Raw genomic sequence first — 14,138 nt, forward strand, 5'->3', positions numbered from 1 at the left:
CCATAAACAAATTTGGGGCATGTCAAAAAGGTCGCGATAAAAACAGCGTTTAATTTTTACTGATTTTTGTTCTCTACTTGTCTTTAGGAAGTTGTTTGCCTGAATTGTAGCTCTTATCCCTATCACCTTTTGTTCTTAATTTTCTTCTTCGTAAACCAGAACCTTTTTCATCAATCTCTTTAGCACTTTCATAATCCGTTTCTGAACCACTCTGAGTCTGAGTGGTTAGATATTCGTCTTCTGATGAAAGACCTGAGTCAACTTCATTCTGAACGTTTTTCTGAACCTCTTGGGAAGCGGTGGCACTCCTGTGTCTTAATCGTCTGCGACCGCCCGACGCTGCAAATATGGAATCCCCAATACCGAATAACTCACCGTATTGACCAAGGAACTTTTGCTTGGCATCAAGCGCAGTGCTTTTGTCCGGATCCATAGTCATCATTCCCAGTCTTTCCAGTGACCGCAGGAAAGCAAAATAATGCTGGTGATCACGGGCGCTTGACGTATGCTTTTCATCTTCCCAACGACCCAGCTGCTCATTCACACTGTCTCCGTGAGGAATCCACTCCTCCTTCATCAGCCTTAATGCTGCATCAAACTCACTTTCCATGCCTGACTCGCCATTTGGCAATTCAACTGGTTTACGCTGTGACGGGTCGGCCTTAACTGACTGGACAAAGTGTTTTAAACCAGGCAACCTCTCACCGGTTCCTGTTTTGACGTGGCTTGTACCATAAATCAGTTGATGCAGACTCTGGTATTCGATCACTTCACCACTGGATTTGCTGTCAAGAAAAGCGTCCATATCGGCCCAGGCAATGTCTTTAAGTTTGGCAAGGCCATCAGTAAACTTATTCTCAAGTTTCGCTATTGCTTCACGCTGTCTGTCTGCCCGCACATCAGCGCCTTCAACAAACTTTTCCAGCGCAGGCTTTAGCTTTTCAAACGCAGCCAGCAAATCTGTAGCTTCTTGTTTAGCAGCTTCAGTACCGTACTTTTCACCTTTTAAACGAAATTGCTCAAGAATGTCTTTAGGGTCAGCCTGCTTTATGGATCGACTATGCAGAGCTGTATCCACATCAGCCCCCAGTTTCGATCTCAGCGACGTGTGAGGCGTATGCAGGTCTTTGGCAAAATTACTTGCCCTTCTTGGCACTAACAACCTTAGTTTTTTAGCCGCCATAACGGTTTTAAGCGCAAATTTCTTGAGAGCAATAAGCGGCTTGATTGATGCGGCTTTGGTTCTCAGGCGACTTCCTGGCCTTAAAAGGGCTGGCAGCCGGGCGTTCATTTTGTCAAAAATTGAAGCCATCTGATCTCTCCCTGATCTTAGGAATCACAACTTTTGGTTAGTATAGGAAATAATTATTCTAAAAAAACAGCTTTTGATAGGGAGTCAGAATAAATGTGCTGTTTTTAATAAAACAGGTAACACACTGTTCAGGCGACAGAAATACGACACCTGAACATTCGACAGACATTAACGTTTAATGGCCTGGTAAACACTGAATCCATTCCGGCTAACCAGCGTTTTACAATGGCCAAAGGCTTTAACAATAATGGGCTCATAACGCAGGAAGCTGTTTGCCACAATTCTCAGTTCTCCACCTCTATTAAGACGTTGTGAAGATTCTGCCAGAAACTGCTCAGTAACCGCGTAATGAGTCTTTACGCCCTGATGAAAAGGTGGGTTTGAAACCATAAAATCGAATGTCCCTTCAACCTCTGATAAACCATCACTGGCAACGGTTTTGAATCGCTCAACCTCAAGCTGCTTCAGTGTACGTTCCGAGCTAGCCAGAGCCAGAGCATCGCAATCCACCAGAGTGTAATCATTATCAGCCCTTATCTGTGCTAAAGCAGCAGAAATAACGCCTGCGCCGCAACCAAAATCCAGCACCTTTCCGGCTGGCACTTTATCAAAGGTATCAAGCAATACCTGAGTTCCCACGTCCAGTCGACCGTGACTGAAAACACCAGGCAATGACTGAATGGACAATGGCCTGCCTGCCACAGGGACTTCAAACTCAGTAAACGCCTTCTGCCAGTCGAACGTTTCAACACTAATGGGTGAAGAACCTTCCAGTAAGCCGCAGTGGCGGGCATTATCAAGATTTTTGACCGATCCGAACGTATTCTTCAGACGCTTTCTCCAGGATTTAATTCCTTCGCCATTTTCTCCCACCAACCAGATACAGCCGTCTTCTGTCATCAGCGGTAATAACATGTTCAGCCAGTAATCCATTAATGGCTTGCTTTTCTGCAGGAATAAAATAATGCCATCAAAGCGTTGCCCGGTTTGCGAAACAACCGGCGCAAACTCCAGATTCAGCCGGTCATTGCGCGCCCAGACAGACCGGAGACGTCGAAAAACCGCATAGTCACGGGTCAGGCCGGACACTCTGTTAGCCACTCCCTCTTCCAGCAGCACACTGGCCAGATTATCGGCTGGCATACCCACCAGTAGCATGTTGTCGCTTTCCAGCCACTGAGCGTTGCGCATCAACAGCTGGCTGGTATTGACGAGAGAATCAAATCCCATAAATCTATCTAACCTTATCTACCCGGATAAAAAGTCTGATCAGAAGCCCTGACGCCATGAACCTGCCGTAACAGAGCTTTAAAGACGGGCTCTTATACCGAAACTACAGGGAAATCACAAACAGACATCTACCAATTTACAACTGCCACTCAGCCCCTTAGGATTCGCTGCTTAAACTGGATAGATTTGGAGATGCTCTGATGCATGAGCCCCGAGGTGAACTGGTTCTTCGCACTCTGGCAATGCCTGCGGACACCAATGCCAATGGTGATATCTTTGGTGGCTGGATACTGTCGCAGATGGATCTGGCTGGCGGTATGGCAGCCAAGCAGTGCGCCCACAGTCGTATATCAACCGTTGCTATAGAATCCATGTCCTTCCACCAGCCAGTCAAAGTCGGTGACGTTATCTGCTGTTACGCCGAGTTCATGCATATTGGCACGACGTCAATGCGTATTAAGCTGGAAGTATGGAGCTTGAAGATGCCATTCAACCAGAAACGGGTCAAAGTCACAGAGGGCCTTTTCACTTACGTTGCCATAGACGACGATGGAAAACCTCACCCTGTCGATCGTCCTCAAGCCTGAATCTCTATTCATCCACAACTCCCAATGGTGGATTATTTATGAAACAAAAAACCATCCTTGTCGGTGTTGCCGGTGCTTCTGCATCAGGTAAAAGCCTGCTGGCCAACACCCTGATCGAAGAGTTGCAGTCGGAACATCTGTGTATCATCTCGGAAGATTCTTACTACAAGGATCAGACTCACCTGACCATGGACGAACGTGTTCGCACTAACTACGACCATCCAGATTCCATGGATCATGAACTGATGCTGGAGCACATGCGCCAGTTGAAAACAGGCAAAGCCGTTGACGTTCCTATTTACGACTATTCGATTCACAACCGAAAAGACGAGAGCCGTCATGTATTGCCAGCCCGTGTGGTGATTGTTGAAGGTATTCTGTTGTTTACCCGCCCGGACATTCGTGAAGCCTTCGATTTACGCTTTTATATGGACACACCTCTGGACATCTGCCTGATTCGTCGTATGAAGCGCGATATTGTCGAACGTGGTCGCGATGTTGATTCCGTGATCAAGCAGTACCTTGAAACCGTACGCCCAATGTTCCTGCAGTTTATTGAACCTGCCCGACAGCACGCTCACCTGATCATCCCTCAAGGCGGAAAAAACCGTATTGCTATTGATCTGATCAAAACCAAAATTCGTGATCTGATCGATTAACAGACAACCAATGCAGCTTACTGTTAAAAAAACTGAAGCTGCATTGCCTGTATTTGATCCGTCATTCAAAAAAGTTGAATTAATAATCAACCCTTTGATCTTTGACAATGATTTTGTATACTCGCCTGGTATAAGCGTCAAAACTCTGCATTCCTTTCCGATACTGCTTTCAGTAATACTGCACCCAGTAAAAACGGAAATTCCTATCAGGCACCCGCCGCTTGTACATCACCCTCTGTATTAACCTGTAAACACAGGCATGAGTCTCATAATTTTATCACTCAACGACAGTGACAGAATTATTATGGAAAGACTGATGTCTTAACGGGAAGATTATGCGCGTTGAAGCTGATATCAAGCTGGGCTTTAAAGATGTACTGTTCAAGCCTAAGCGTTCCACTCTGAAGAGCCGTTCCCAGGTAAGCCTGGAGCGTACCTTCCGCTTTGTTCACACCGATACAGAATGGACTGGTGTTCCTGTCATCGCTGCCAACATGGACACCGTTGGTACCTTCAACATCGCTCTGGCCCTGGCCGAGCACAAAATGCTGACTGCTGTGCACAAGCACTACACCGTTGAAGAATGGAAAGCCTTTCTGGCTGACGCCCCTGAAGGCATTCAGGAGCACATTATGGTTAGCTCCGGTACTTCCGACAGCGATTTCAATAAAGTAAACGAAATCCTGGCCCTGGACAGTAAGCTGCGTTTCATCTGCATCGACGTAGCCAACGGTTACTCCGAACACTTTGTATCCTACGTAACCCGCGTACGTAAGGCTCACCCTGACAAAGTCATCATTGCTGGCAACGTCGTTACCGGTGAAATGGTTGAAGAACTGATTCTGAAAGGCGCTGACATTGTAAAAGTTGGCATCGGTCCTGGTTCCGTATGTACGACCCGCGTTAAAACCGGTGTTGGCTACCCTCAACTGTCTGCCACTGTAGAGTGCGCCGATGCGGCTCACGGCGTTGGTGGCCAGATCATCTCTGACGGCGGCTGCACCTGTGCAGGCGACGTATCCAAAGCCTTTGGCGGTGGTGCCGACTTCGTCATGATTGGCGGCATGTTTGCTGGCCACGACGAATCCGGTGGCGAGCTGGTAGAAGAAGACGGCAAGAAATTCCGTCTGTTCTACGGCATGAGCTCTGAAACAGCCATGGACAAGCACTCTGGCGGTGTTGCCACATACCGAGCCTCTGAAGGCAAAACGGTTAAAGTACCTTACCGTGGCCCAATCGTTGAAACCGTACAGGACATTCTGGGCGGCGTTCGCTCCACCTGCACCTACGTGGGCGCTGCAAAGCTGAAAGAACTGACTAAGCGTACTACGTTTATTCGAGTTCAGGAGCAGGAAAACCGTATCTTTAACTGATACTGAGCAGGCACTACCGTTATTCTTAAGCAGAATGACGGTAGCGTTAACATCAAACAAAATATTTACGAAGGAAATTTGTCACTGACTATTATCAATACTCAACTCTGGCAAACCCGGGTTACAACAACGTGTTTTTACCAGCTACAGCCTTCATCTCTTCCGCCACCTCCTGCCAGCAAAAAAACCTCACACGTACATTCATCTACCTGCTTCTTGTAACCCTTTCAACAGTAAGCAACTGTGCAGCTGGAGCCTGGGACATTGAATGCCAACTGAAGGATCACCTCGATCCGGAATCAGGCAAATTAAAAAAAGACAGCCCATTTTCAATCATTGTCTGCAAATATAAAAACTTACAAACTGAACAGACAACCAGTATTTCTTTTCTGGCCAACCCACAAGAAAACACATTAGTCCTGACAGATACAGCCCCTTCAGAAAGCGACTCACTGGAACCGATCGCCGTTGCCAGCGAGGACTTAACATCAACGGCCCTGATCAACACAGCTGAAACAACAAGACCAAACTTGGCATTCCAGATCGCAATAGAGCAAGCCATTCAAGCACACGCAAATCTTCCTGCCTGCGGCAGAACCTTCCCCCACCCCTACGCCTTCAAACCCATTGATCACCAGCTTGCAGAGGCGGCAAGAGATAACTTCGATAAGCTATTAGGAGAAACAGAGCCCCCAGCCATCCTTCAGGCTCTGAGCCGGTTCCGTGCAATCAACTGGATTCGCGCAAACTGGGACACAGTCTCTGCCTTTATCAATCAATACAAAAGCTATTTACTTGGTGCAGCAGGGGGAAGCTCTTTTCTCAGCATATTTTATGGTGCTGGCCTGACAAAAAGCTTCGCACGATTCGAGCCCGAACCATCATACGACTTTGCCGGTTGCCTTATGACTGCCGAGGTGAAAACCAATGAGTTCCTTTCAGACATGTTCTACGCAAACGTCACAATCCGCCAGTTCACTTACGAAAACACCCTGAAAGAAATGGACGCGGGCCTTGTCAGAACTCCCGTTCTTGTTCGCACCACCGGCCGGTTTACTGGTTTCAGTAGCCATACGGCCAACTGCCGCTGCCCGGTATGCCCCGGCACAACGATTACAGCAGCCAGCGGCTTTGATGGCTGCCTGGTTGATTTCCACATCCAGACAGACGCCCTGTTCGCCCATTTACTTGATTTAACCGGAGGCAATATGGACAGAAGGCTGAATGCAAAGATACCCATTGAAGGTTACTTTAGCGAGTTTGACACACCAGTCGGTATAACCACAGATTCACAATGCCAATGCCTGCCATGCCCCAAACAACAGACCGAAGCCTCAGAGAAAATTGGCTCTACAATGCTCAGCATTACCAACTGGCTCGGCGCTGCCATTGCGGCAGCCACTTTTATGACTGCTGTCTACCTGATTAAAAAATACTGCCTGCGAAGGCACCCTAATAAGTTGCAACGACCCCTCGTTGAATAAACTCTTTTTTAATAGCCTCAAGCTGCTCAGTCGTCGGCGGCGTCACAGACTCCAGCTCATACGTATCATTGAGCAAGTCCCACTTATGCACCCCCAGGGCGTGATAAGGCAAGATCTCTACCTTCTCGACGTTTTTCATGGGCGCTATAAACTCAGCCATCCTTGCCGCATACTGAGGATCAACCGTATACCCTTCAACCACCACATAACGAATCCAGACCGGCTTGTTAATCTTATGCAGATAACGGGCAAAATTTAATGGATGTTGATTGGTCACGTAGGTCAGCTTCTGATGCATTGCATCATCAATCTGCTTGAGATCCAGCAATACCAGATCGGTATTCGCCAGCAGTCGCTCAACCGGCTCGGAAATGGTTTTGGTAAAACCATTAGTATCCAGACAGGTGTGCATACCCGCCTTACGACACTCGGCAAACAAATCAGCCACAAACTCAGCCTGGATCAGCGGCTCACCGCCGGTAACCGTCACACCACCGGACAGAAAATTCCTGACCTTGTAGATATCCTGAAACACCTCTCCATGACTTTTAAGTTCACCACCTTCACGCAGATCCCAGGTATCCCGGTTATGGCAGTAACGGCAGCGCATATGACATCCCTGCATAAACACCACATAACGGATACCCGGTCCGTCGACGGTACCAAATGAATCCTGAGAATGAACACGACCTAAAGACATAATACTTTATTCACTTGTATGCACTTACAACAAAAAAGGCCGACTAAAAGCCGGCCTTTTTCAGATCACATCGCTAAGCGTCAAACGCTTTTCTTTACATGGTAGCAGTAAAGGTACGAGTGATAACGTCACGCTGCTGCTCTGGAGTCAGAGAGTTAAAGCGCACTGCGTAGCCGGATACACGGATAGTCAGAGAAGGGTACTTGTCCGGATTCTCGACAGCGTCTTCCAGCATTTCACGGTTCAGTACGTTGACGTTCAGGTGCTGACCACCTTCAACTTCCTGACCTTCATTGTGGAAGTAACCATCCATCAGGCCTACCAGGTTACGACGACGACCGTCCTCATCCTTACCCAGTGCATTCGGCACGATGGAAAAGGTGTAGGAGATACCGTCTTTCGCATAAGCAAACGGCAGTTTAGCAACAGAACTCAGAGAGGCAATCGCACCACTCGTGTCACGACCGTGCATTGGGTTAGCACCCGGACCAAATGGCTGACCTGCACGACGACCGTCTGGCGTATTACCCGTCTTCTTACCGTACACAACGTTGGAAGTGATGGTCAGGATAGACTGAGTAGGAATGGCTTCACGGTACATGGTGTGAGAAGCCACCTTCTTCATGAAGCGCTCAACCAGGTCACAGGCAATAGCGTCTACACGCTCATCGTTGTTACCAAATTTCGGATAATCACCTTCGATTTCGAAATCAGTCGCAATACCGTTTTCGTCACGAACCGCCTTGACCTTGGTGAACTTAATCGCTGCCAGAGAGTCAGCCGCAACGGACAGACCCGCAATACCACAAGCCATGGTACGTACTACGTCACGGTCGTGCAGAGCCATCAGGGAAGCTTCGTAGGAGTACTTGTCGTGCATGTAGTGAATGCTGTTCAGAGCAACCACGTACTGAGTCGCCAGCCAGTCCATGAAGTGATCCAGACGGGCGTCAACCTCTTCGTAATCCAGAATTTCGCTGGTTACCGGAGCTTCTTTAGGGCCTACCTGCAGGCCGGTCTTCTCATCAACACCACCGTTGATGGCCAGCAGCAGGGTCTTGGCCAGGTTGGCACGAGCGCCGAAGAACTGCATTTGCTTACCCAGAACCATCGGGGATACACAGCAGGCAATGGCGTAGTCATCGCTATCCATGTCCGGACGCATCAGGTCGTCGTTTTCGTACTGGATAGAGCTGGTGTCGATGGACACTTTAGCGCAGTACTCTTTGAAGCCCTTAGGCAGTTCTTCAGACCACAGTACAGTGATGTTTGGCTCCGGAGATGGGCCCATGGTGTACAGGGTATTCAGGAAACGGAAGCTGTTCCTGGTAACCAGAGTACGGCCATCCAGACCCATGCCACCAATAGACTCAGTCGCCCAGATCGGGTCGCCGGAGAACAGGTCGTCGTACTCAGGAGTACGCAGGAAGCGAACCATACGCAGCTTCATAACGAAGTGGTCGATCATTTCCTGGGCCTGATCTTCAGTAATCAGGCCAGCTTTCATGTCACGTTCAATGTAAACGTCCAGGAAGGAAGCTACACGACCCAGAGACATAGCAGCACCATTCTGAGACTTAACCGCAGCCAGATAGCCGAAGTAAGTCCACTGAACCGCTTCCTGAGCATTCTTAGCAGGTACAGAAATGTCGCACTCGTACTTGGCGGCCATTTCCTTAATCTGCATCAGAGCACGGATTTGCTCCATGATCTCTTCACGCAGCTGAATGGTACGCTCCAGCTTCTCACCGCTTTCCAGAACAGCGTCCAGGCTCTTGTGCTGGGCTTTCTTGTCATTGATCAGGAAATCAATACCGTACAGAGCAACACGACGGTAGTCGCCGATAATACGACCACGGCCGTAAGCATCCGGCAGACCGGTGATAACACCAGACTTACGGCAGGCGCGAACGTCCGGAGTGTAAGCATCAAATACACCGGCGTTGTGAGTCTTGCGATACTCGGTAAAGATCTTCTTGACCATTGGGTCCAGCTCTTTACCGTACACCTGACAGGAAGTCTCAACCATACGAATGCCGCCATTAGCAATAATGGCACGCTTCAGAGGCTTGTCAGTCTGCAGACCAACAATGGTTTCCAGATCCTTACGGATGTAACCAGCGTCGTGGGAAGTGATGGTAGAAGGCAGGTCGGTATCGAAATCAACCGGCGCGTGAGTGCGGTTTTCTTGCTTAATGCCTTCCATTACGTCGGCCCACAGGGTATCTGTAGCCTTGGTCGAGCCAACCAGGAAGTCGTCACCACCCTCATAAGGGGTGTAGTTCTTCTGGATAAAGTCGCGAACGTTTACGCTGTTTGCCCAGTCGCCCTGAACAAAACCTTCCCATGCTGTGGGAATTTCATTGACTTGAGTGCTCATTCAGCAAGCTCCTCGTGTTTTGGAGTCAGTCAAAGTGCTGCGGAGATATCTGATAAAAATTGTCGATTGCGAAGACTATGGTCGAATAAGGTTGAACCATCATTGAGAGCGAGAGTTGAGCTAGATCAAAACTCGACATCTGCCTGTATAGTAAATTACTTAACATAAAGTGCCATACAGAAGGTTTTCAAAACACTCTCTCTACCAAACTTGCTGACAATAGTTATAGCTGATAATAGAAGTCCTGCATGAACAGTTTCTTCTGGTTAATCTCGCTCTCTGCAGCCGCTTAAAATTGCTCCTGCAAACATATCCCATGTACGGCTTTACCACTATCGGGGCTAATACTTACGCACGTACTAACTTTTTGTCAGCACGGTCAATCCCATTCAACCAGCAACCAATACCCCTGCAGCACACTTATCTTTTTTCATCGTTAAATGCAGTTAATTGCTTAATTTCCCTAAAAACAGAATCAATATAATAAAATCCACTCAACAGCCATTCGCTTTTCTTATACCGTTCAGAGTAAAGATAAATTAAATTAACAGATTGGTTATTAGCACCCCCCTTACATTCAAAAATATTATGAAACAAATAACGTCATGAATAATCGACCTGCTATGATTCGATTGAATCAAAATTCAACCCTTAATTTTTCCACCTAAGTAATGTTGATTTTATTTAGGTAATGCTACCTATACATGCTCTACTGGGTATTTAATACCATCGTACAACAAATAAAGAGTTTAACTTAATGATCTGGGATGAATCTTAACTGGAGGCAATAATGAGCAAATACATTTATGCCACTGTCTACGAGCAATTCACTGGCCTTAAACCGCCAGAGCCAAAATCACACAAACCAAGACGCAGACGCGGGTACGGTCACCCATACCGAATGCGGCTGAATATGCAGGAGGAACAGGATACGCAGGAAATAAACAACGACGAAGAAGGTAGCTCTCTGGAAGCCGGTGACTCAATCCACACCATTGATCACAAGTTCGACAAACCCAGATTTAATGACTCGTTTGATATCAATTCCGGAATTCATTCTGAACCAGGTATGAAACCTCGATCCGACAGGATTAGAAACAGAAACTATAACCGGTCAGGTAAATCAATTCTTTCGAATAACGCAACGTTCCAGAATCCACCTGAAGAAAAATCAACCCGAACACCTAAAGTGACCTATAAAAAGCGTCGCCAACTTGTTGGTCATAATGTTGGACAAAGCGACAGCATAACAGACGCCTGAAGGCTGACATCCCGTATATCAGCGACAACGCTGAACCCGAATTCTTTCCAGATCGTTCAACATTGGTTGAATAGTCTATAGTTGCACAGGTTATCCTCCGGATAACTTCTATGGCTTACACATACTCACTTAAAAACCAGTGGGTCTATAAGTACCTGACAGATCAATTCTATGGTCAGGTACTTAAAGATCAATCAGGACGATCTGGAACGAAGGTAACAGTCGTAATCAGGAATTCTTCGTTCGTGGCTTTTCTTCATCATTGGCGATGAGAATACAAAGTCCGCTGAACTCTCATTACAGGCCACCGGGATATTCCATACCGCCGCAATCCTCAGCAGAGCCTTAATATCCGGGTCGTGGGGCTGTGACTCAAACGGGTCCCAGAAAAATACCAGCAAATCCAGCTTACTCTCTGAAATCAGCGCGCCTATCTGCTGGTCACCCCCCAGCGGACCACTGATAAATTTATGAATCGGAAGTTCAAGGTGCTCCTCCAGCAGCCCTCCTGTGGTACCTGTCGCATAGAGCTCATGATTAACCAGTTCGTCCTTGTGACGCATGGCCCAGGCCATCAGCTCATCTTTTTTATTATCATGTGCTACCAGCGCAATGCTTTTTTTCACAGGAACCGTATGACTTTTATATTCCATAAATCAACCTGAATGCTCGTTGAAAACCACCATGTTTAACGGTTAAGCCCCTTGGCTGTCAATCAACATTGCTGCATGATAGCTGCATGAAATCAATATAATGCGATATACCTGCCACTGATTCACTGAAGCGGCTATAGTGAATACGAAATAAGGCAAAAAAGCATTCACCACTCACTTCAATGCAAAGGAGAAAAGAATGCGCCGATCCGGTTTTTCAAGAGCTGCTGTCAGACGCCCCCCACGAATTGACCCGACACTCGCCAACGCACATTTGGCAAGCTTTCCCTACCATCAGGATGTAAACCAGCTGCCTCCGGGGTATGTATTGAATCCGGTCATTGCATCACAAATCACAGAAAGCGCCCGAAAGCTGCCTGGCGGCGAGGAACTGTCGTTTATAAGTACCAGTCATGCCGCCAGCTCCAATTCTGGCCCCGGAGCCAGTGCCAGCACCAGCAAAGCCATCACATTCATTACCTCTAAATCCGGATTGGTGGCGTATGTCATAGAGGGGGGAGGTGCTTATAATCTCATTTTTGGTGGTACAACATCTGGCGCAACCGCAGGTGACTTAACCCAGAGAAGTATGGCTAACCTCAGGCATACCATGTCACAGTGGGCAGCAAACATAAAAAATGGCTTAGGTGGATTACCAAAATGTTACACCGAGGCACAACTTCTGTTAGCGGCACTGATTAAACATACGGCCTACTCCGGCTCTAAGGCTGCCGTTTACGGGCACTCGCTGGGCGGAGGTATGGCCACTTATGCGGCGGCCAGCCTGAGTACAGAAAGCTGCAACATTGCAGCTACCGGATTTTGTTCGGCCGAACTGGGCAATGCTGCGATAGAAGCGATCAAGGCCAACCGTACTGAAGAGAGTACCGCTGCTGCTATTTCCAAAATAAATCACCTCCTTATAGCGGGCGATCCGGTCTCTTCTGTTGGCAGGGTTGTTCCCAGGCTTCAGCACGTCGGAGATGTAACAAAAATAGATCATATTCCGGGAGTCAGTAACCCGGTTAAAATTCACGACCAGTTCATGTCATCCATTAGCTTTCATTTCTCCTGACAGCGCGCTGAATGCGCGCTGAATGAAAGGACAGTCCGTCCCCCGGCATGACTCTGCGTACAGTGCCGAGGGACGGGCTGTGTTTTTACAATGGTGAGTGCAAGGCTTCACATACCAGACAGGTACTTAATCATCACACCAGCCGCTACCGCAGAGCCGATAACACCCGCAACGTTGGGTCCCATAGCGTGCATCAGCAGGAAGTTCTGTGGATTCGCTTCCAGCCCCAGCTTGTTGGAAACCCGCGCCGCCATAGGCACAGCAGACACACCGGCAGAACCAATCAGAGGGTTCACTTTATGTTTGCTGAGCTTGTTCATCAGCTTCGCCATCAGCAGGCCAGACGCCGTACCGATACTGAAGGCAACAACACCCAGAGACAGAATACCCAGGGTTTCAGGTTGCAGGAACTTATCAGCCACCAGCTTGGAACCCACCGCAAGACCCAGGAAAATAGTGACAATGTTGATCAGCGCATTCTGAACCGTGTCAGACAGACGCTCCACCACACCACACTCTTTCATCAGATTACCGAAGCAGAACATACCCAGAAGCGGTGCCGCATCGGGCAGCATCAAAGCCACCAGCACCAGCAACAACAGCGGGAACACAATACGCTCGGTCTTACTGACGGAGCGCAGCTGCACCATAACAATCCTGCGTTCTTCCTCAGTGGTCAGCGCCCTCATAATCGGCGGCTGAATCAGAGGCACCAGGGCCATGTAAGAGTAAGCGGCTACTGCAATCGCACCCAACAGCTCCGGAGCCAGAACACTGGACACATAGATCGCCGTCGGACCATCGGCACCACCGATAATACCAATCGCCGCGGCATCCGCCAGGCTGAAGTTCATCAGTCCCATGGCACTCAAACCCACAGCGCCCAGCACCGTGGTAAAAATACCAAACTGCGCAGCAGCCCCCAGAAACAGCATTTTCGGGTTAGCCAGCAGCGGACCAAAGTCGGTCATGGCACCGACACCCATAAAGATCACCAGCGGCGCAGCACCCGATGCAATCGCTACTTTATAGAAGGTATACAAGACACCGTTAGAGTAACCAAAGTCAGCTACCACAGCATTAACAGCCTGCTGCACAGCCACACCCGCTTCGTTATAAAGACTCACCAACTCATAAGGGCTTACGCTTGTCACTTCAACCCCAAGCACTGCTGCAATAGCAGCAACCACCTGAGGTTGAGCGATAGACAGAGCCTGTTCTATGGCAGGAAGTGCCAAACCAGCCGCAGGAATATTGGCCATAATGCCACCAAAGCCAATCGGCACCAGCAACAGAGGCTCGAACTGCTTGCGAATCGCCAGATAAAGCAGGACAAAACCTACAATAATCATGACGAACTGACCAGAGCTCATATTGTACAGACCGGAGCCGTACCAGAGGTTAAGCATCTTATCCATTATTGC

At 48.3% G+C, this 14,138-nt stretch carries 12 protein-coding genes; 6 read left to right on the top strand and 6 right to left on the bottom strand.

What is annotated here, in order from left to right; translation table 11 throughout:
* Positions 1-73 precede the first annotated feature (73 nt).
* Together NX720_RS03375 and NX720_RS03380 are read right to left on the bottom strand one after the other, a co-directional pair.
* Positions 74-1,312 (bottom strand): hypothetical protein, encoded by a 1,239-nt coding sequence (locus NX720_RS03375; protein ID WP_262599374.1) that lies wholly within the window; start codon positions 1,310-1,312, stop codon positions 74-76.
* 168 nt (positions 1,313-1,480) lie between these two features.
* The gene (locus NX720_RS03380; RefSeq protein WP_262599375.1) at positions 1,481-2,542 is read right to left on the bottom strand and encodes a class I SAM-dependent methyltransferase; all 1,062 of its coding nucleotides are present in this window, start codon (positions 2,540-2,542) and stop codon (positions 1,481-1,483) included.
* A 200-nt stretch (positions 2,543-2,742) separates the two neighbouring features.
* On the opposite strand from NX720_RS03380, the gene yciA reads away from it, so the two are divergent.
* The 4 genes from yciA (at position 2,743) to NX720_RS03400 (ending at position 6,645) form a co-directional block, all read left to right on the top strand.
* Positions 2,743-3,129, top strand: a complete 387-nt coding sequence (gene yciA, locus NX720_RS03385) for an acyl-CoA thioester hydrolase YciA (RefSeq protein ID WP_262599376.1) — start codon at positions 2,743-2,745, stop codon at positions 3,127-3,129.
* Between the two features lie 38 nt (positions 3,130-3,167).
* Positions 3,168-3,788, top strand: coding sequence for a uridine kinase (gene udk / locus NX720_RS03390; RefSeq protein ID WP_262599377.1), 621 nt, complete (start codon positions 3,168-3,170; stop codon positions 3,786-3,788).
* 335 nt (positions 3,789-4,123) lie between these two features.
* Positions 4,124-5,161, top strand: coding sequence for a GMP reductase (locus tag NX720_RS03395; RefSeq protein WP_262599379.1), 1,038 nt, complete (start codon positions 4,124-4,126; stop codon positions 5,159-5,161).
* A 131-nt stretch (positions 5,162-5,292) separates the two neighbouring features.
* Positions 5,293-6,645 (top strand): hypothetical protein, encoded by a 1,353-nt coding sequence (locus NX720_RS03400; RefSeq protein WP_262599381.1) that lies wholly within the window; start codon positions 5,293-5,295, stop codon positions 6,643-6,645.
* On the opposite strand, the gene pflA is transcribed toward NX720_RS03400, so the two are convergent.
* Positions 6,614-7,345 (bottom strand): pyruvate formate-lyase-activating protein, encoded by a 732-nt coding sequence (pflA, locus tag NX720_RS03405; protein ID WP_262599383.1) that lies wholly within the window; start codon positions 7,343-7,345, stop codon positions 6,614-6,616. The two genes, NX720_RS03400 and pflA, sit on opposite strands and share 32 nt — an antisense overlap.
* Before the next feature lie 94 nt (positions 7,346-7,439).
* Positions 7,440-9,725 carry a formate C-acetyltransferase gene (gene pflB / locus NX720_RS03410; protein ID WP_262599384.1) on the bottom strand — a complete coding sequence of 762 codons (2,286 nt, stop codon included), beginning with the start codon at positions 9,723-9,725 and terminating at the stop codon, positions 7,440-7,442.
* A 790-nt stretch (positions 9,726-10,515) separates the two neighbouring features.
* Here pflB and NX720_RS03415 point away from each other — a divergent pair.
* Positions 10,516-10,986: a hypothetical protein gene (locus NX720_RS03415; RefSeq protein ID WP_262599385.1), complete on the top strand. Its 471-nt coding sequence runs from the start codon at positions 10,516-10,518 to the stop codon at positions 10,984-10,986.
* Positions 10,987-11,180: 194 nt separating this feature from the next.
* Here NX720_RS03415 and NX720_RS03420 read toward each other — a convergent pair whose 3' ends face one another.
* A complete protein-coding gene (locus NX720_RS03420; RefSeq protein ID WP_262599386.1) occupies positions 11,181-11,639 on the bottom strand; it encodes a methylglyoxal synthase in 459 nt (152 codons plus the stop codon).
* A 199-nt stretch (positions 11,640-11,838) separates the two neighbouring features.
* Between NX720_RS03420 and NX720_RS03425 the strand changes: the two genes are divergently transcribed.
* Positions 11,839-12,714, top strand: a complete 876-nt coding sequence (locus tag NX720_RS03425; RefSeq protein ID WP_262599388.1) for a lipase family protein — start codon at positions 11,839-11,841, stop codon at positions 12,712-12,714.
* Between the two features lie 107 nt (positions 12,715-12,821).
* Here the strand turns inward: NX720_RS03425 and NX720_RS03430 are convergent, their stop codons facing one another.
* Complete coding sequence (locus tag NX720_RS03430) at positions 12,822-14,132, bottom strand: sodium ion-translocating decarboxylase subunit beta (RefSeq protein ID WP_262599389.1); 1,311 nt, start codon at positions 14,130-14,132, stop codon at positions 12,822-12,824.
* Positions 14,133-14,138: the final 6 nt, after the last annotated feature.

It is taken from the genome of Endozoicomonas euniceicola, from assembly GCF_025562755.1.
GTDB classification, from domain to species: Bacteria; Pseudomonadota; Gammaproteobacteria; order Pseudomonadales; family Endozoicomonadaceae; genus Endozoicomonas_A; species Endozoicomonas_A euniceicola.